The following is an 18,993-nucleotide window of genomic DNA, read 5'->3' on the forward strand; positions in this document are numbered from 1 at the left end:
TCTGTGCGAGACGGGCGAACAGGGCTCTCATACCGCTATTGCCCCGGCAGAATGTTTGCAGCCAAGGCGGCAATGCCGTTTAACGGTTGATGAGAAAAAGGCTCGTGCTGAGCGGGCTAAGGAAAACCGGCGCGAAAACCGGGGTGACGAAACGCAAGGAGGGTAGCGCGTGGCGCAACAAGGGCAGACTCAAGGGGCGGCGTATTGTCTCGCTCTTGGACTTCTTCTTGGTGGGGGGGCTGCGGCGCAGGCGGCAGAACTGGCCATCACCGGTATCGACGATGATTCAGAGCTTTATGCCACCCTGCGCGACGGGTCGCTGCTGGCCGAGCAAACCGATGAAGATGCCGAACCGGCCACGCCGCAGGAATTGGTCGCCGCAGCGCAGGCGGACTATGGCAGGCTTTTGGCGCTGCTTTACGACAATGGGTATTTCGGGCCGACGCTTAAAATCACATTGGACGGCGTCGATGCCGCCGCGATTCCCCCGGTGCAGCCGCCGCGCCGCATCGACCGCGCCGTGATCACCGTGGACCCGGGGCCAAAGTTCCGCTTTGGCGCGGCCCGTATCGCGCCTGTTGCCCCCGGTACCGAACTGCCGGAGGGTTTCGCCAGCGGCGAAACTGCGAGCCTTGGTGTGCTCAAGGAAACCGTCTCGGCCGGGGTCAGCGGCTGGCGCGATGTGGGCCACGCAAAGGCGGAATTGGCCGATCAGGATCTTGTGGCCAAACACCGTGAACGGCAGATCGACGCTGCCTTGCGGATCGCCCCGGGACCAAAGCTGCGCTTTGGTGCGCTGACCGTGACCGGCAACGAAGACGTGCGCACCGCCCGCCTGATTGAGATCGCGGGCCTGCCGGAGGGAGAGGTCTTCTCTCCCGAGGAGTTGGAACTGGCCACCGAACGGCTGCGCCGCACCGGCGCTTTTGATGCCGTGGCCCTGATCGAAGCGGATCGGATTGGCCCAAATGACACGCTGCCCATTGCCGCGCAGGTGACAGAAGCGCCCAAGCGCCGCTTTGGGTTTGGCGCGGAACTGTCTTCGCTCGAAGGGCTGACGTTGAGCACCTTCTGGCTGCACCGTAATCTGTTGGGCGGAGCCGAACGGCTGCGCTTGTCGGCAGAGATCGAAGGCATCGGCGGCAACTCGGGCGGCGAAGACTATACGCTCTCCGCTCGGTTCGAGCGTCCGGCGACCTTTAACGAAGATACCGATTTCTATGCGCTGGCGACGCTAGAGCAGCTGGATGAGGTGAATTACTTCTCCCGTCAGTTGGATCTGGAAGCGGGGATCGAGCGGATCGCCAACCAAAACCGCACCTATTCTGCGGGCCTTGGCCTGCGTGTGGCCGAGACAGAGGATGCCTTTGGCACCAACCAATACACCCTGCTGACCTTGCCGCTGGGGGCTGAGTTCGACTACCGCGACAAGGAACTGGACGCGACCGAGGGCTATTACATCGACGCTAATATCACGCCCTTCGTCGCGCTGTCGGGGTCTGAAAGCGGTCTGAGGACCTATTTTGATGCGCGTTACTACCGCAGCTTTGGAACCGAGCGCCCCGTGACACTGGCCTTCCGGGGGCAGCTTGGCTCCGTCGCTGGGCCGGACCTTTCCGAGGCGCCTGCGGATTACCTGTTTTACTCTGGCGGGGGCGGCACCGTGCGCGGGCAGCCCTATCAGTCGCTGGGGGTTGATCTGGCAAGCGGCGACACCGTGGGCGGGCGCAGCTTTGTCGGCCTCTCGGCAGAGGCGCGCGTGGCCCTGACCGAGAAGATCGGCGTCGTGGGCTTTGCCGATGCGGGCTATATCGGGTCAGAAGAATTCTACGACGGATCAGGCACTTGGCACTCCGGCGCGGGGCTGGGGCTGCGCTATGCCACGGGCATCGGCCCGATCCGTCTGGATGTGGCCGTGCCCACCTCGGGGCCGGAAGTTGATGAAGATTTCCAAGTCTATATCGGGATTGGACAGGCGTTTTAATGCGACAGTTTTTGCAGATTCTCACCGCCAGCTTTGTCTATCTGGCCTGCCTCACACCGGCTTTTGCGCAGGATGACGACAAGGGTTTTCTCACCCGGACCATTCAGGATGCACTCAGTGGCGCGGGCCGCACCGTCAGCATCGACGGGTTCTCGGGGGCGCTGAGTTCAGCAGCCTCCTTTGATCGGATGACTATTTCGGACGACGATGGCATCTGGCTGACGTTGGAAGAGGTGGTGCTGGATTGGAACCGCTCGGCCCTGCTGCGCGGACGGCTGGAGGTTGAACAGCTCACCGCCGGGCGGCTGGATGTCGAGCGTCTGCCAGTCAGCAATGAGGTCGATCTGCCCGATGCCGAGGCCAAACCCTTTGCCTTGCCCGATCTGCCCGTTTCCATTGAAATCGCTGACTTTTCCGTAGATGAGATCAATCTGGGCGAGCCCATTTTGGGCGAGGCTGCGCAGCTTTCGGTCCGCGCCAATGCGCGGCTGACCGATACGGTTGGTATTGTCGATTTTCAGGCCCGCCGGACCGATGGCAAAAAGGGTGAGTTCGACATTCAGGCAGATTTCGACCGCACGGAAAATGTGCTGGATCTGCTGCTGAACCTGACCGAAGACCCCGAAGGCATCGCCTCGAAACTGCTGAACCTGCCGGGGCAGCCTTCAGTGCAGATGACCGTCGAAGGCGCGGGCCCGCTGGATGATTTCGCGACCGATGTGACCATCGCCACCGATGGCGAGGAGCGTTTGGCCGGGCAAGTGACCCTTGGCACGCAGGCCCCACGCCGCGCCAGCGAAACCCCTGACCGTCGCATTCAGGCCGATATCGGGGGCGACATCACCGCGCTGCTCGCTCCGCGCTACCGCGAATTTTTCGGGGAAGACGTGCGGTTGGCGGTTGATGCGCTGCTTGAGAGCAACGGTGCCGTTGAGGTCAGCAGCTTTGCTCTTGCGGCGAATTCCGTCGATCTTGAGGGGCAGGTCACGCTGAACCAAGAGAAGTGGCCGACCCTGATCGACATCTCTGGCCGGATCGCAAACCCCGATGGCACTTCGACCCTGTTGCCGATTTCGGGTGAGGGCACGCGGGTAGAGGCCGTGACCCTGCGCGTGGATTACGATGCCGCCGATGGCGACCGCTTTGAAAGTGCGTTCGACATCACCGGGCTGGACACGGGCGCGCTGCAAATCGCGCAGACGCAACTGGCGCTTGATGGGATCCTCGAAGGCGACCTTGGCAGTTTGGGCCAATTCCTTGGCGATGTGACCTTTGCCACCGAGGGGATGTCGCTGACCGACCCGGCCAGTGCCGAGGCCATTGGGGACGCGATCACCGGCAGCGCCGAGATTCGTTTCGTCGAAGGTGAACCGATTGAGATCAACGGGCTGACCCTGTCGGGGGAAGACTATGGCCTGACCGGCGAGGCGGCGATCGATGGGGTGGATACCGGGCTGCTCACGCAGTTGAAGATGACGCTCGAAGCGCAGGATATCAGTCGCTTTTCCGCGCTGGCAGGCCGCGATATCGCGGGCGCTACGGCGCTGGCGCTGAACGGGACGGTCACGCCTTTGGGCGGTATGTTTGATCTGGCGATTGCGGGCGGGACGGATGACCTTGAGATTGGGATCGAACAGGCCGATGCGGTTCTGGCGGGTCGCACCAGCCTCAGCATGGTCGCAAAGCGCAATGAGACCGGGACTTATCTTCGTGATCTGGACCTCAAGAACGACGCGATTGATTTGACCGGCAATGTCGAGTTGCGCAGCGAAGACAGCCGCGCGGCTTTGGACTTTACGCTCGCCGATGTCGGGCTGGTTCTGCCACAGTACGAAGGGCCCATCGCGGTCAAGGCAACAGCGGTACAAGAAGCGCGCGGCTGGGTTGTTGATGCGGTGACCGATGGCCCCTATGACGCGGCGCTGACCGTGTCGGGCTTGGCCACGGGCGAGGACGCGCAGATCGATTTCACCGCAGATATCCCGCGGATCGAAGATTTCGTACCCGACGCGGATATCACCGGGCCTGTCACGGCCAAGGGCGAGTTGCGCCAGACACCACAGGGCTGGGAGATCAACACCGACGCCAGCGGCCCGCTTGATGCGCAGGCCTCGGTCAGGGGGCTGGTCACGCCGCGCGTGGATGTGGCCTTTGACCTGTCGTTGCCAGATATCCAACCCCTCGTGCCGCAGATCAGCGGCGGGGTTGAGGCCAGTGGCACGTTGGAGCAGACCGAACAGGGGTTTGTCGTCGATACCATCGCCAATGGCCCCTACGATAGTCGCGTTGCGCTGGAAGGGCTGGCAACCGGCCCTGACATGGCGCTGCGCTTTGACCTGACCTTGCCGGATGTCAGCCCGCTGGCCCCCGGCGTCAACGGGCCGCTTGCCGCGCAGGGCACCGTCCGCCAGCAAGAGGATGGCATTGCCGTGGATGTCGCCGCGACCGGCCCCTACGGCAGCAGCGCCGTGGTCGAAGGTCTGGCAACCGGTCCGAATATGGCGCTCAGCTTTGATCTGTCGGTACCCGACCTTAGCCCCATCGCCCCCGGTGTGAATGGCCCGCTTTCGGCCACCGGCGACATCCGTCAAACAGAAGACGGGATCGCCGTGGATGTGAGCGCCAACGGCCCCTATGGCAGCAATGCCATGGTCGAAGGGCTGGTCACCGGTGAGGTCTCAATGCGGTTCGACGTCTCCGTTCCCAATGTGAACCCGCTGGTGCCCAGCGTCACGGGTTCTTTCGCCGCGAATGGCGTGGCGCGCCAGACCGAAGCAGGTGTGGTGCTTGATGCAAGCGCCAGCGGCCCCTACGGCGCGCGGGCGACGGTCGAAGGCTTGGTGACCGGCCCCAATGCGGCGGTCGATTTCCAGCTGAACATGCCGGACATCGGCTCCTTGGTGGAGCAGGTGAACGGCCCGCTGAGCGTCGCAGGCTCGGCCCGGCGCGAGGGGGAGGCATGGCGGATTGACACCAATGCCAATGGCCCCGCCGGCACGCAGGCGACCGTGGCTGGGTTGGTGAACCCCGATGGGACGCTGAACCTTGATATCGCGGGCGACGCGCCGCTTGGCCTGTCGCGTCCCTTCCTTGCCCCGCGCAACTTGCAGGGGCAGGCGCAGTTTGACTTGCAAATCAATGGCCCGGCGGCGCTGTCGTCGGTCAGTGGGCGCATCACCACCAGCGACGCGACGTTCACCGCGCCGAACCTGCGCGTGGCGCTGCGCGGGATCAATGCGGATATCCAGCTTGGCAACAACCGGGCGCAGTTGAACGTGACCGGTCAGGCAGTCGACGGCGGAGAGCTGCGTGTGGCGGGGGCGATCACCCTGACACCGGCCTTGCCTGCGGATATCAGCGTGACCCTGCGCAATCTCGTCTATGCAGACCCAAGCCTTTACAGCACCACGCTGAACGGCGACCTGCGGCTTGCAGGCCCCTTAAGCGGTGGGGCGCAGATCACCGGGGTGATCAACGCAGGCGAGACCAATATTCAGGTGCCCGCAACGGGGCTGACCTCAATCGGGGACATTCCGCAGATCACCCATGTCAACGCGCCCGCCGATGTTCTGGCAACGCGGCGCAAGGCCGGGCTGGAGGGGGCCGAGGCGGGGGAAGACCCTGCCGAGGATGCTTCTAGCCCCGGCTTTGGCCTGAACCTGCAATTGAACGCGCCCAACCGGATTTTCGTGCGCGGGCGCGGGCTTGATGCGGAACTGGGCGGCTCGCTTAAGCTCAGCGGCACCACCAATCGGATCATCTCTGCCGGGCGGTTTGAACTGATCCGGGGGCGGCTTGATATCTTGGGCAAACGCTTTTTGCTCGACGAAGGCTCGGTCCAGTTTCAAGGCGATTTCATTCCCTATATCCGCTTCGTGACCTCGACCGATACCGAAGCGGGCGAGGTGCGTGTCATCGTCAGCGGCCCTGCGAATGAGCCAGAGGTGACCTTCGAATCCACCCCCGCCGCACCGCAGGATGAGGTGCTGTCGCAACTGCTCTTTGGTCGCAACATCTCGGAAATCTCGGCCTTCCAAGCGCTGCAATTGGCCAGTGCGGTGGCGACCCTTGCGGGCCGTGGCGGCGAAGGGGTGATCGGCAACCTGCGCGAAGGCTTTGGCTTGGACGATCTGGATGTGACCACCACCGACGACGGTGCAACGGCGCTGCGGCTTGGGAAATACCTGACCGACAATGTCTATACCGATGTCACGGCGGCCTCTGACGGGACTGGCGAGGTTTCCCTCAACCTCGACATTACCGAAAGCCTAACGGCCAAGGGCACGCTTGGCTCGGATGGCGACAGCAGCATCGGCATCTTCTTTGAGCGGGATTACTGAGAACGGGGGCGCCTTGCGGGGCGCCCTTGGCCGCGTTCAATCTGCGTCGCGCGGGGTAAATTGGCCATAGCGGCCTTGGTCGAACATCAGACCCGCCGCGCCATCCTCGCGCAGGGCGACCTGCTGCACATGGCCCAAAATCAGCGAATGATCGCCCGCCGGATGCACGGCGTAGGTGTTGCAGTGAAACCGGGCAAGGCAGCCCGAAAAGCTCGGCACGCCTGCGGCATCTTCGGTCCAGTCGAAACCGGAAAAGTCGTGACCTTGGCCGGCGAACCGCTGGGCCAAATCCTCTTGATCCGCGCCAAGGACATGGATGCAGAACGATGCGGCCGAGGTGAAACTGTCGTGCCGTTTGGATGAGATCGCAGGCGACCACAGCACCAAGGGCGGCTCAAGCGAGACCGAGGCGAAAGAATTCGCGGTCATCCCCAAGGGGCCCTGTGCGGTTTTCACGGTCACCACGGTCACGCCGGTGCCGAAACGCCCAAAAGCGCGGCGCAGGGCTGGGGCATCGCCGCTGTCGGGCGAGAAGGGGATCAGATCATCACTCATAGCGACAAGCGGTGCCATGTAGCGGCTGATTTGTCCAGCGGTGCCGGGGCGTTGCGCGCCCCGTCACCCTGCGCGGTATTTCGCCTCTGTGGCCACGGGCAGGAACCCCAGCCGGGGATGGGCGTTGGGTCTGCGATGAGAGGCATCATCGGCCCCTACCTGGTGTCGATGCTGGCTGTCTGAAAGGGGCGGGGCAGGTCATCTGCGCCGCCTGTCCAAGGCACCCGAATGCCGTTCAAAGCAGAAAAGGCGCGCAACGCCGCGCCGGAAAGTGACAAAAGATGATGCATGCAACCAAACTGACCCTCGGCGCCGCCCTCTTGAGCGCCACCGCTTTCGGTTCCACCGCGATGGCCGATGACAATGAGACCGTAGACCACGCTGAGATCGGGTCGCTGTCTTGCGATGTGGGCGATGGCACCGGCTTTATCTTTGGCTCCACCCGCGAGCTGACCTGTACGTTCAACCCCATCGAAGAAGGTCTCGAGGATGAGACCTATGTCGGTGAGATCAACCGCTGGGGCGTCGATATCGGCAAAACCCAGAACGGCCAGATGTCTTGGCTGGTGTTGGCCCCAACTGAGCAGGAATATTACGAAGGCGGTCTGAACGGCAGCTACAAGGGTGTCTCTGCTGAGGCGACCGTTGGTGTCGGGGCAGGCGCCAACCTGATGACAGGTGGCTCGGAAAACACGCTGGCGCTTCAGCCGCTGAGCGTGAACACCCAGACCGGCGTGAACTTTGCTGTGGGCGTGGGTGAGATCAACCTGCAGCGCGTCGAAGGCTAAGCCCGCGCAAGGCGAGAGCCGAGCTTACAAATATGAAATGAACGTAAGGCCGTCCTATTGGGGCGGCCTTTGCTCTTTGCCAAGCCTCAAAGTTTAACGAGCTGATCGCCGACCTGCACGGTGCCATCCTGCACGATCTTGCACAGGATACCGCGCAGGCGGTGGGGGCGGTTTTCCTTTCGGTTGATCCAGCGCAGGCTGTCTTGGCCATATCTGTCGCGCCATTTGATGCAGCCGGTATTGAACTTGTCGCTCACCTCGAGCACCGCCGATCCGGCCTGTAGCCGTGTGCCGACGGGCAGATTCTCATGGCTAAGGTCCATGTCAACGATCATCGTATCGCCGGGGTGGGGCGTGTTTGCGCGGTCGCGCCAGCACAGGTCCATGATGCGTTTGGGCAGGATCGAAACCTGTATCCGCGGGTCGGGGCTGCCATCGGGCAGGGTCAGCCAAGGTTTCTTGGTCCAACGCTCGCCACGGATGCCTTCGCCTACGGTCAGGTCCAGCTGATCGGGGTGGTCTCGCAGGCCGTAATCAGAGCGGAAACAGAGCTGCTCTATGACGGCGCCATCCTTGGGCGCGGCGAGGATATCCGGCAGGGCGGCGTCACATTCCGCTGCTGTGGCGGGCGGCAGTATCTGGGGGGCGGTTTGGTCCATGTCTCTCTTTCTTAGGGCACGGCGCGGGGGCGGGCAGCCACCCGCGCCGTGCCAAGCTTTAGCGGTTCATTCGGTTGTCGATAAGATCATCCACCACGCTGGGATCCGCCAGTGTCGATGTATCCCCCAAGGCGCCATAATCGTTTTCGGCGATTTTGCGCAGGATGCGGCGCATGATCTTGCCCGAGCGGGTTTTTGGCAGGCCGGGCGCCCATTGAATCAGATCGGGCGAGGCGATGGGGCCAATCTCTTGCCGGACCCAGTTGCGCAGTTCGCTGCGCAGATCATCGGAAGGCTCTTCACCGCTCATCAATGTGACATAGCAATAGATGCCCTGACCTTTGACATCATGCGGGTAGCCGACCACGGCGGCTTCGGCGACTTTGTCATGGGCGACCAGCGCGCTTTCGACCTCGGCGGTGCCCATGCGGTGGCCTGAGACGTTGATCACATCATCGACGCGGCCCGTGATCCAGTAGTCGCCATCGGCATCGCGTTTGCAGCCATCGCCGGTGAAATAGTAGCCGGGATAATCCGCAAAATAGGTTTTCTCGAACCGCTCATGATCGCCCCAGACGGTGCGCATCTGGCCCGGCCAACTGTCCGCGATGCAAAGCACGCCTTCGGCTGGATTGCCCTCAATCTCTTGACCCGAGGTTGGGTCGAGCACCACGGGTTTGATCCCGAAGAACGGTTTCATCGCGGCCCCCGGTTTCATGTCATGCGCGCCGGGCAGGGGGGTCATCAGATGACCGCCTGTTTCGGTCTGCCACCAAGTGTCGACAATGGGACAGCGGCCTTGGCCGACGACGTCGTGGTACCAGTTCCACGCCTCGGGATTGATCGGCTCACCCACGGTGCCAAGGATGCGCAGCGACGACAGATCGCTTTTGGTGACGAATTCTTTGCCCTGCCCCATCAGGGCGCGGATTGCTGTGGGGGCAGTGTAGAACTGCGTGACCTTATGCTTCTCGCAGACCTGCCAGAAACGGCTGGCGTCGGGGTAGGTCGGCACCCCTTCGAACATCAACGTGGTCGCGCCATTGGCCAGCGGGCCATAGACGATATAGCTGTGCCCGGTGACCCAGCCCACATCAGCGGTGCACCAATAAACATCGCCATCGTGGTAATCAAAGGTCACCTCATGGGTCAGCGCCGCATAGGTGAGATAGCCGCCGGTGCTATGGACCACACCCTTGGGCTGGCCGGTGGAGCCAGAGGTATAGAGGATGAACAGCGGGTCTTCGGCCCCCACGGCTGTCGGCTCGCAGGTGTCGGCGGCCTGCTCGGCCAGTACGTTGTAATCGCGGTCGCGGGCGTCGTTCCATGCCACATCCCCGCCGGTGCGGCGCACCACGAGGCATTGCACGCTGGCGTCGCACTGCGCCAGCGCCTTGTCGGCATTGGCCTTGAGCGGGGTGGCCTTGCCGCCGCGCGGGGCCTCATCTGCGGTGATTACGACCTTGGCTTCGCAGCCGTTGACGCGGGCGGCCAGCGCATCCGGTGAGAACCCGGCGAAAACGATGGAATGGATCGCGCCGATCCGCGCGCAGGCCAGCATGGCATAGGCGGCTTCGGGGATCATCGGCATGTAGATGATGACGCGGTCGCCTTTGCCCACGCCCAGATCGCGCAGCACATTGGCCATGCGGCAGGTGGCGCTGTGCAATTCGCGGTAGCTGATGTGTTTGGCGGCGTCCTCGGGGCTGTCCGGCTCCCAAATGATCGCGGTCTGATCGCCGCGCGTCTCAAGGTGGCGGTCGATGCAATTGGCGCTGACGTTCAATTCGCCATCCGCGAACCAATTGATGCTGACTGACCCAAGGTCAAAGTTCACATCGCGCACTTGGGTAAAGGGTTTGATCCAGTCGATCCGCTGCGCCTGTTCGCGCCAGAATTCCTCGGTGTCGGTGACCGAGGCGTGGTACATCTTGTCATAGGTCTGCGCATCCACATGGGCGCGGGCGGCCATGTCGGCGGATGGCGGATAGGTCTTTGCGGTGGCGTCGGACATGGTGGTTCCTCCCTTGATGTTCGCATCTTGCCACGGGGCGCAGATCTCACCCGGCTGCCGTGGCCTCCTCCTAAGCTGGATCATAGCGGCCCGTGAAAAGAAGTGAATAAGCAACTGGAATACAAGGGCTTGCCTGTAAAGGTTTTTCCCAATTGGCGGGGTATCTGTAAATTTTCCGATCTGTGCCGGGGAATGACGCGCTTTTTCAATGCCTTGGCAGTCAAACCCTGCCCAACTGTCTTGCGGCTGTCGTATTTGCGCGGCATGACGGGGTTGGCAGGCCTGTCCCCTCGGGGTAGCCTGTGCGCCAATCCGCCCATCCAAGGGGCGGCAACAATGGGAGAGAGACATCATGAAAAACCTGCTGAGCGGTGCCGCCGCCTGTGCGCTGAGCGTTGCCTTTGTCGGCGAAGCTGCCGCGACCGAATGGAACGCCTCCGTCTGGGGCAAGCGCCGCGCCTTCACCGAACATGTCGAAAAGATCGCCGAACTGGTGAGCGAAAAGACCAACGGCGAATTCACCATCAACGTCAGCTACGGCGGCCTGTCCAAGAACCGTGAGAACCTCGACGGTATCTCCATCGGTGCCTTCGAGATGGCCCAGTTCTGCGCCGGCTACCACGCCGACAAGAACCGCGCGATCACCGTGTTGGAACTTCCCTTCCTTGGCGTCAGCAACCTTGAAGAAGAAGTCGCGGTCAGCCGTGCCGTCTATGCGCACCCCGCCGTGGCCAAAGAGATGGCGCAGTGGAACGCGAAGATGCTGATGACCTCGCCCATGCCGCAGTACAACCTTGTCGGCACCGGCGATCCGCGCACCACGTTGGAAGACTTTGACGGCATGCGCGTGCGCGCCACCGGCGGTCTGGGCAAAGCATTCGAAGCCGTGGGCGGTGTGCCGACATCCGTGACCTCTTCGGAAGCCTATAACGCGATGGAATCCGGTGTTGTCGACACTGTGGCCTTCGCCCAGCACGCGCACCTCAGCTTTGGCACGATCAACAAAGCCGATTGGTGGACCGCGAACCTCAACCCCGGCACCGTGAACTGCCCCGTTGTGGTGAACATCGACGCCTATGAGGCGCTGAGCGACGCAGAGCGCGAAGCGCTTGATGGGTCCGTCGATGAGGCGCTGGATCACTACCTTGCCAACTACGGTGAACTGCTTGAGCGGTGGGATTCCGTTCTTGAAGAAAAGGGCGTCGAGAAGGTCGAATTCTCCCCCGAGGTGATCGCCGAGTTCAAAGCCAAAGCGGCTGATCCTGCGCGCGAAGCATGGATCAAAGACATGGAAGCCCAAGGCATTCCGGGTCAGGAACTCTATGACCTCGTGATGGAAACGCTGGAAAAAGAACGCGCGTCGAACTAAGCCTTGCGCGCATGACTTAGAGGGCCGTGCGGCAAACCGCGCGGCCCTTTCGACTTTAATGACGTAACAAACAGACTTTCTGAAAAGGAGAGCCGATGGCCGGATCATCCGCCGTGCTGGAGGACAGCAGCCTCCTCAGCCGCCTCGACCGGGGCCTGCTGAAACTGGAGACCTTCTTTGCCCTGATCTCGGGGATTGCCGTTTTCATGTTGATGGTGCTGGCCGTTTGGTCCGTGGGGGGGCGCAAGTTCTTTTCCACGCCACTGGCGGGCTATGTCGACTGGATCGAAGCGGCCATGCCGTTCATCGCCATCATGGGCATCGCCTATACCCAACGTATGGGCGGGCATGTGCGCATGGACATTCTGATCGGCCAGCTTAAGGGTCGCGCGCTTTGGGCGGCGGAACTGCTGTCTGTGGTGCTGATCCTGCTTTTGATGCTGGCGCTGACATGGGGCGCTTGGGCGCATTTCGACCGCAGTTTTGATATGGCTGCCCCGATGTGGAGCCGTGACAGCTCGATCGATATCGGCCTGCCAATCTGGCCCAGCAAACTGGTGGTGCCGGTGGCCTTTGCCGTGATCTCTCTGCGGCTTTGCCTGCAGATTTGGGGCTATGGCCGGGCCTTGATACTGGGGCTGGACCGCCCCGTGGCCGTGCCGCTGGTGCAATCGGCGGCAGAACAAGCAATGGCCGAGGCCGAACAACTGGATGGACGTGACTGATGGATCCTATTGAAATCGGCCTTTGGGTCTCGGGCGGCATGCTGCTTATGGTGGTGCTTGGCATGCGGGTGGCCTTTGCCGCCGCCATGGCCGGGCTTATCGGCCTTATCTGGATTTTCTGGGCCAAGAAGGGCATGGAGTGGGACCAGCTTGGCTGGGCGCTGACCGTGGCGATCAAGACCGCGGGGCAGGTGCCGCACTCGAAAGTATCGAGCCAGACACTCTCACTCATCCCGACCTTCATTCTGATTGGCTTTCTGGCCTATTACGCGGGTCTGACCAAAGCGATCTTTGAGGCCGCGAAACGCTGGTTCGCTTGGGTGCCGGGTGGCTTGGCCGTCTCGACCGTATTTGCTACGGCGGGCTTTGCGGCGGTCTCCGGCGCCTCGGTGGCCACGGCTGCGGTTTTCGCGCGGATCGCCATCCCCGAGATGCTCAAGATCGGCTATAACAAGCAATTCGCGGCGGGCGTCGTGGCGGCAGGGGGCACGCTGGCTTCGCTGATCCCGCCCTCGGCGATCTTGGTGATCTATGCGATCATCGTTGAGCAGGACGTGGGCAAGCTGCTGCTCGCAGGCTTTATCCCCGGTGCTTTCTCGGCGGTGGTCTATGCCATCTTGATCATTGGCATCGCCATGATCTGGAAGAACGTCGGCCCGCCGGTGACCGGCTTCACATGGCGTGAACGCTTTGCCGCTTTGCCTGCCGCTCTGCCGATTGTGGCGGTGGTCGTGATCATCATCTTCTTCGTCTACAACCCCTTTGGCGACGCTTGGGGCACCCCGACTGAAGGTGGCGCCGTGGGTGCGTTCATCGTCTTCTGCATGGCGGTTTTCCGTGGGATGCGTCTGGCCGAGTTGAAGGACGCGCTGTTGGAGACAGCCAAGCTGACAGTGATGATCTTCACCATCATCTGGGGCGTGTTGATCTACGTGCGTTTCTTGGGCTTTGCCGATCTGCCGGGTGCCTTTGCCGATTGGATCTCCTCGCTCGAAACCTCTCCGATGATCATCCTGATCTGCATCCTGCTGGCCTATGCGGTATTGGGTATGTTCATGGACGCCATCGGCATGCTGCTTTTGACGCTGCCCGTGGTCTATCCGGCGGTCATGGCGCTCAACGGGGGCGAGTTCGTCTCGGCTGCTGACAGCGCCTTTGGCATGTCGGGGCCAATGTGCGCGATCTGGTTTGGCATTCTGGTGGTGAAAATGGCGGAGTTCTGTCTGATCACCCCGCCCATTGGCCTCAACTGCTTTGTCGTCGCGGGCGTACGCCCTGATCTCAGCGTGCAGGACGTGTTCCGCGGCGTGATGCCCTTCTTCATCGCCGACGCGGTGACCATCGGCTTGCTTGTGGCCTTCCCGCAGATCGTGCTTTGGCTGCCGTCCCTCGCGGGCTAGGCGGCTTTAGCCACCGGGCTTTTCCGCGGCGGGTTCATCCGCCGCGGTTGCCGCCACATCGGGGGCGGATTTATCCAGAAAATGCCCGATCATGTTGAGCGCGGTGACATTCTCGCAAATCACCTTGAAGACCACGAGGAAGGGCACCGCCACGAGCGCGCCTGCAATCCCCCAAAGCCAGCCCCAAAAGACCACGGTGAGGAACACGGCAACGGTGTTCAACTCCAACCGACGCCCCACAAGGTAGGGCGTGATGAACTGCCCCTCGATCCCGGTGAGGATCTGATAGCCGATGGGGGCAAGGATCGCATAGCCGACGCTGTCGAATGTGGCGATGGCATAGGCCCCCACCAGCACCGCGCCGATCACCCCGCCGATATAGGGCAGGAAGTTCAGCAAGAACGCCGCCAAGCCCCAGACATAAGGAACGGGCAGCCCAAGCGCGAAAAGGTAAAGCCCAACAGAGACGCCAAGCCCCGCGTTGATGATGGTGATGGTCAGCAGGTAGCGCGACACGCGGCGCTCAACGTCATAGACCGCCTTTAGCGCGCGCTTCTTGCCGGTGAAGGTCTGGAAGGACTGAACCAGCTTGAGGTAAAACAGATCGCCCGAGGCCAGCAGGAACAGCGCCAGCACAAGGGCGACGGCCACCGTGCCGCCAATCCGCGCGCCGGTGTTCATGGCATTGTCGAGCAGGCCCGGCTGTTTGACCACCACCTCTTCGGGTTTGCTGGCGCCGTTATCTGCGCCGATCTTTTCGACCTGTTCCGTGGCAGAGCGGACATCCTCTACCGTCTTCATCCAGCCTTGCAGCTTGCGCTGTATCTCATTGCCCATCGAGGGGATTTCGTCGGACCACGTGGCCACGGTGCCCGCCGACAGCCCGGCCAGCACAAAGATGATCAGCCCGACAAAGCCAATCAGCAGCACAGCCCCCAGCGGAGGCGAGATGCCGAATTTTTCAAAGGAGCGGATCAGCGGGCTAAGCGTCAGCGCGAGGAGGAAACCAAGCAGGATCGGCAGCAGCAAATCCTTGGCGAAATAGGCAGTCACGAAGAGGGCGATCAGTACCAGCACTTCCAACAGCCGTCTGATCGCGGCGATATCGTTCAATGTATTCCCCCCAACATGCCCTGCGCAGATGCTACGAAGCCAACGCGGGACGGGGGGAAAAGTTCATTCACGCTGGGCACTTGATGCCGTTATTTCTATGGGCCCACCGTTTGCAGCCGCAAAGCCTGTCCGCCAAGGGCACGAAAGGCGCGTTGGCGGCAAGTCAGGACGATGATCTGCATATCGCTGGCCTGCCGGTGCAACGCGTCGAACATCCGCTCGATCCGGTCGTCATCGGTAAAGACCAGCGCGTCGTCCAAGATCACCGGCGCGATGCGCCCCGCGCGGGCCAGCATCCGCGCAAAGGCCAGCCGTACCAAAAGCGCCACCTGTTCCTGGGTGCCGCCTGAAAGGACATCGATCGGCTCTTCGCGACCTTCGCGGATCAGCGCGTGCGGCAGCAGCGATTCCTCGCCCCATGTCAGCTCAGCATCGGGCCAAAGGAGCTGCAGCAGCGGTTTGAGTTCTTTGACGATGGGGGTGAAGTACCGCTCTCGCGCCTCGTTCCGCGCGTCTTGCAAAGCGCCTTCCAGCCGGATGAGCACCGCAACCTCATGGGCGATCCGCGCGAGGGTCTCTTCGGCGGCCTGCAATTGGTCTTCGGTCTCGGCGAGCCGTTCCTCCACCGCGTCGCCAGAGGCGCGGGTGATGCGTTCGCTGAGCCGGGCCAGCAGGGGACGCAGGCGGGCGACTTCCTCTCGGGCTTGCGCCTCAACCGATTCCGCGCGGGTGAGGGCGGCCCGAAGGCTGGCCGCATCTGGCGCGTCTTTGGCCTTTTCGGCGTGGGACAGGCGTGCGGCCTCCAGCGCGGCGGCGGTGCTGGCGGTTTGGGTGGCAAGCGCGTCTTCCGTGACATCGCCCAGCTTGGCCTGCTGCGCCTCGGCGCGCTGCAACCGGTCACTGAGCGAGGCAAGCTGCGCGTCTTTGACCGCGGCATCGGCCTTGGCATCGGCCAGCGCCTCGGCTGCCGTCTCCCGCGCGATCCGGCACGTCTCATGCCCGGCCTGCGCAGTTTCGAGGGCGTCTTCGGCGCGCGCAAGATCAGGTGCGTCGGAAACCTCCTCCGAGGCCGGAATAGCGGCGAGGGCTTGGTGCAGCGCGTCGATCCCCTCAGGGGCGAGGCTGTTGAGAACGGCCTTGGCCTCTCCCTGACGCGCGGCGGCCTCCACACGGGCCGCGGCGGCGGCGCGAGCCCCGGCCAGATCAGCCGCGCCAATCTGGTCGAGCGCGGCTTGCAGGCTGGCGGCGGCGGTTTCGACTGTGCCGTCCTCTGCGCCCTCCGCGCCGGGGTGGACTTCCAAACTGCCGATACCGTCGATCCGCAGGGTGGTGCTGCGCGGAAGCGGCAGGGGGGTGCCCTCCGCCAACGGCCCGCTGTCGCTGTGGATGCTGCCCGATTGGCCGGGGGCGTAGCGGACAATCACTTGGGGGGCTGCGGCATCGCGGGCGGCGCGGCTGGCGGAGAGTTCTGCAGAGAGGGTTTCAAGCCGTTGCATCGTGGCGGCGTCCGGGCCGGATTGGGCGGCGGCACCGGCGGTCTCCATCCGGCGGCGGGCCTCTTCGGCCTCTTTGATGCGATCCTCAAGCGCGCGGCGACGGTCTGCGCCGTCCCGCGCGGCACGCGCCCGCAAGGCGTGGCGGTGGTGGTCCTCGGCGGTTTTGAGGGCGGCGCGGGCATCTGTCGCGGCGGCCTCTGCGGTGTCAAGCGTCCCGCGGCGTTCAGATAGGGTGCTGTGGGCGGTTTCTGCCGCTTTGCGGGCTGTGGCTTCGGCGGCGCGGGCGGCCTGTTGCTCGACCTCTCCGGCGCGGTAGCTGTCGAGCCGCGATGTGGCGCTTTCAGCCGTGAGACGCGCGAGGTCCACGGCCCGGTCAAGGGTTTCCAGTTCTTCCGCGTGGCGGGTGGCGGCGTCATGGGCGGTGCGGGCGGCCTCAAGCTTTTGGCGGCGTTCTTCGACCACCTCAGGCGCTTCGAGGTCGGCCAAGGCCCGCCGTGCCCGCTGACGCTCGGCCAAGGCGTCCTGCAACTCTCGCGCGGTGGCGGTCAGTTGGTCGCGCGTGGCCTGTAGCGCCTCCACTTGATCTTGGGCCTCTTTCCACGGTCCGCCGGTGCGCGGGCGTCCGGTGCCGGTGGCATACTGGGCAAGCTCGTCGCGGCATTGTGCCAGCGCCTTGTCCATGCGCCGCCCGCCGGTCATCGCTTCGACCTCGGCCCCGACCGAGGTCATCAGATCGCGCCGCGCCTCCAGCGCCAGTTTCTCCTCTTTGGTCGAGCCACCGGTCAGCGCGGTCATGCCCTGCCGGACCCAGATCAGCCCCGACGGCCCGCCCGCATCCCCGCCCAAAAGCTGCGCGATCCATGCCTCGGCCTCATCCGCCTGTGCGATCAGCCTGCCATCGCGGTGCACGGTGGCAAGGGGCTTTTGGAACCACCGCTTGTGAACGGCAAAGCGCCCCTCGTCGGTTTCGACCTCGATGGTCACCTCCGGCGCACCGCCCGCATGGGGGCGCAGGGCGGCGACCTCTTTATCGCGAGAGCCGAAGGGTTTGAAGAACAGCGCCTGTATCGCGTCGAAAAGCGTGGATTTGCCGTGCTCGTTCGGCTCGCTCAAGACATTGATCCCGTCGCCTATTCCGGTCACTTGCGCGGGGTCGGTGAAGCGGCGGACGTTGTTGAGGGTGATGGCGCGGATCTTCATGCTTTCGCCCCCTGCACATAGGCATGAAGCCGGGCGAGGGCATCGGCGGCCACATCACGCTCGGACTGGGGCAGGGTGTCGGATTGTGCCTCGTTCACCAAGGTATCCGCCGCCATGCGCAGGGCACCGCCGCGGTCGATCTCATCAAGGTCTGCGGCCTCATATTGCGTGCCCAAACCTTCGGTCACCAGTTCGAAATGCGCGAAATCGGGGGCGCAGGCCTCGGCCGCGCGGGCAAGCGCTGCGCGATCGGGAAGGCCCGCCCAGCCCCCTGCTTTGACGCGCAGCAGGTGATCCCGGCGGCCCGCAGCGGGCAGCAGGGCCTGCAATGCCGCCGCCGCGTCTTGGCGGGGGTGAAGCGCAAGCTCAGCCTCGGACCAAAGGAAGCTGCCGGTTTCGATCTCATCCACCTTGGGGGCAGCGCCGGGGCCTGCAACCTCAACCGCAAGGCAGACGCCCCGGCGCCCGTGTTTGAAACGATCCTGCTCCGGCGTGCCGCAGTATTGTACCCGGTCTGAAACGGCCATCCGCCCGTGCCAATCGCCAAGGGCGAGGTAGTCCAACCCCGCGCGCTGGTCCCGGTCGGGCGCGATCGCCTCTCCACTGTCGGTGAAATCGGTGACGCCGCCGTGGGCGAGGCCGATGCGCAGATGCCCCTCGGGGCTTTGCATCTTGTCCAAAGGGGCGCTCGGATCGCTGGCGCCCGCGCGAAAGGCCACGGGGCAGGGCAACAGGCTGGCATCCGTGCTGATCTCAACCGGGGCAGCATCCAAGAGAGCGCGCAGATTGGCAGGGGCATCGCGGTGGATCACTTCCCACAGGGGTTCGGCATCGCGCAGATTGTCGTGGTTGCCGGGCAGGATCCACCATGTCACCTCTGCCGCCTCGCCCATGGCGGTCAAGGCCTGCCGCAGCACAGCGGCCGAAGGTGTCGCAGTGTCGAATGTATCGCCCGCCAAGAGCACATGCGCCGCCCCGTGATCCCGCGCGGCTTGGGCCAGTTTAGCGATGGCCCCATGCCGCGCTTCCATCAGACGCCCCCGGATGTTGCCATCCGCCGCTTGCGGGATATTGGCGAACTTGCGCCCGATGTGCAGGTCAGACGCGTGGATGAAGCGGAATGTCATGCGGTGGTCCTGAATAGCTTTGGGAAAGGGGCGCGCGGGCGGAAATGAGAAAAAGGGCGATGGCTGATCGGCTGCGCGGCCCGTGGGGCATGGTAGGCGCAGCGGCTCCATTCATCGCAAACTCAGCGCAGAGTGCAAGACGTTGCAAAATCTGCGCGAGGTTCTGGTTCCGCAGGGATTGCGGGCTACATATGCGTGACGCGCGGTTGAGACGCAGCGGCGC

Annotated in this window: 12 protein-coding genes; 6 read left to right on the plus strand and 6 right to left on the minus strand. The window is 63.4% G+C overall.

Annotation, left to right across the window (positions count from 1 at the left end; all coding sequences use genetic code 11):
* The first annotated feature begins 169 nt into the window (after positions 1–169).
* Positions 170–1,984: an autotransporter assembly complex family protein gene (locus tag K3762_RS07090; protein WP_120350709.1), complete on the plus strand. Its 1,815-nt coding sequence runs from the start codon at positions 170–172 to the stop codon at positions 1,982–1,984.
* Positions 1,984–6,324 carry a translocation/assembly module TamB domain-containing protein gene (locus K3762_RS07095; protein WP_132446759.1) on the plus strand — a complete coding sequence of 1,447 codons (4,341 nt, stop codon included), beginning with the start codon at positions 1,984–1,986 and terminating at the stop codon, positions 6,322–6,324. The genes K3762_RS07090 and K3762_RS07095 overlap by 1 nt, the downstream gene beginning before the upstream one ends.
* Positions 6,325–6,360: 36 nt before the next feature.
* Here the strand turns inward: K3762_RS07095 and K3762_RS07100 are convergent, their stop codons facing one another.
* The gene (locus tag K3762_RS07100; RefSeq protein ID WP_409202468.1) at positions 6,361–6,897 is read right to left on the minus strand and encodes a flavin reductase family protein; all 537 of its coding nucleotides are present in this window, start codon (positions 6,895–6,897) and stop codon (positions 6,361–6,363) included.
* Positions 6,898–7,160: 263 nt separating this feature from the next.
* Between K3762_RS07100 and K3762_RS07105 the strand changes: the two genes are divergently transcribed.
* Positions 7,161–7,667 carry a DUF992 domain-containing protein gene (locus tag K3762_RS07105; protein WP_120350712.1) on the plus strand — a complete coding sequence of 169 codons (507 nt, stop codon included), beginning with the start codon at positions 7,161–7,163 and terminating at the stop codon, positions 7,665–7,667.
* An 86-nt stretch (positions 7,668–7,753) separates the two neighbouring features.
* On the opposite strand, the gene K3762_RS07110 is transcribed toward K3762_RS07105, so the two are convergent.
* Together K3762_RS07110 and acs are read right to left on the minus strand one after the other, a co-directional pair.
* A complete protein-coding gene (locus K3762_RS07110) occupies positions 7,754–8,326 on the minus strand; it encodes an MOSC domain-containing protein (RefSeq protein WP_132446761.1) in 573 nt (190 codons plus the stop codon).
* A 58-nt stretch (positions 8,327–8,384) separates the two neighbouring features.
* On the minus strand, positions 8,385–10,340 hold the full coding sequence (gene acs, locus K3762_RS07115) for an acetate--CoA ligase (RefSeq protein WP_132446763.1): 1,956 nt from the start codon (positions 10,338–10,340) through the stop codon (positions 8,385–8,387).
* 352 nt (positions 10,341–10,692) lie between these two features.
* On the opposite strand from acs, the gene K3762_RS07120 reads away from it, so the two are divergent.
* From K3762_RS07120 to K3762_RS07130, 3 genes are all read left to right on the plus strand, one after another.
* The gene (locus K3762_RS07120) at positions 10,693–11,709 is read left to right on the plus strand and encodes a C4-dicarboxylate TRAP transporter substrate-binding protein (RefSeq protein WP_260012581.1); all 1,017 of its coding nucleotides are present in this window, start codon (positions 10,693–10,695) and stop codon (positions 11,707–11,709) included.
* Positions 11,710–11,804: 95 nt separating this feature from the next.
* Positions 11,805–12,434, plus strand: a complete 630-nt coding sequence (locus K3762_RS07125) for a TRAP transporter small permease subunit (RefSeq protein ID WP_132446767.1) — start codon at positions 11,805–11,807, stop codon at positions 12,432–12,434.
* Positions 12,434–13,834: a TRAP transporter large permease gene (locus K3762_RS07130; RefSeq protein WP_120350717.1), complete on the plus strand. Its 1,401-nt coding sequence runs from the start codon at positions 12,434–12,436 to the stop codon at positions 13,832–13,834. Before K3762_RS07125 ends, K3762_RS07130 begins: the two co-directional genes overlap by 1 nt.
* A 6-nt stretch (positions 13,835–13,840) precedes the next feature.
* Here the strand turns inward: K3762_RS07130 and K3762_RS07135 are convergent, their stop codons facing one another.
* The 3 genes from K3762_RS07135 to K3762_RS07145 all read right to left on the minus strand — a co-directional run bounded on the left by K3762_RS07135 (position 13,841) and on the right by K3762_RS07145 (position 18,770).
* Entirely contained in the window at positions 13,841–14,947 is a 1,107-nt protein-coding gene (locus tag K3762_RS07135) for an AI-2E family transporter (RefSeq protein ID WP_082849525.1), read from the minus strand.
* 95 nt (positions 14,948–15,042) lie between these two features.
* Positions 15,043–17,643, minus strand: coding sequence for an AAA family ATPase (locus K3762_RS07140; protein WP_132446769.1), 2,601 nt, complete (start codon positions 17,641–17,643; stop codon positions 15,043–15,045).
* Complete coding sequence (locus tag K3762_RS07145) at positions 17,640–18,770, minus strand: metallophosphoesterase (protein ID WP_132446771.1); 1,131 nt, start codon at positions 18,768–18,770, stop codon at positions 17,640–17,642. The genes K3762_RS07140 and K3762_RS07145 overlap by 4 nt, the downstream gene beginning before the upstream one ends.
* Between the last annotated feature and the right edge of the window lie 223 nt (positions 18,771–18,993).

The organism is Sulfitobacter sp. W074 (assembly GCF_025142275.1).
In the GTDB taxonomy this organism is placed as follows: domain Bacteria; phylum Pseudomonadota; class Alphaproteobacteria; order Rhodobacterales; family Rhodobacteraceae; genus Sulfitobacter; species Sulfitobacter profundi.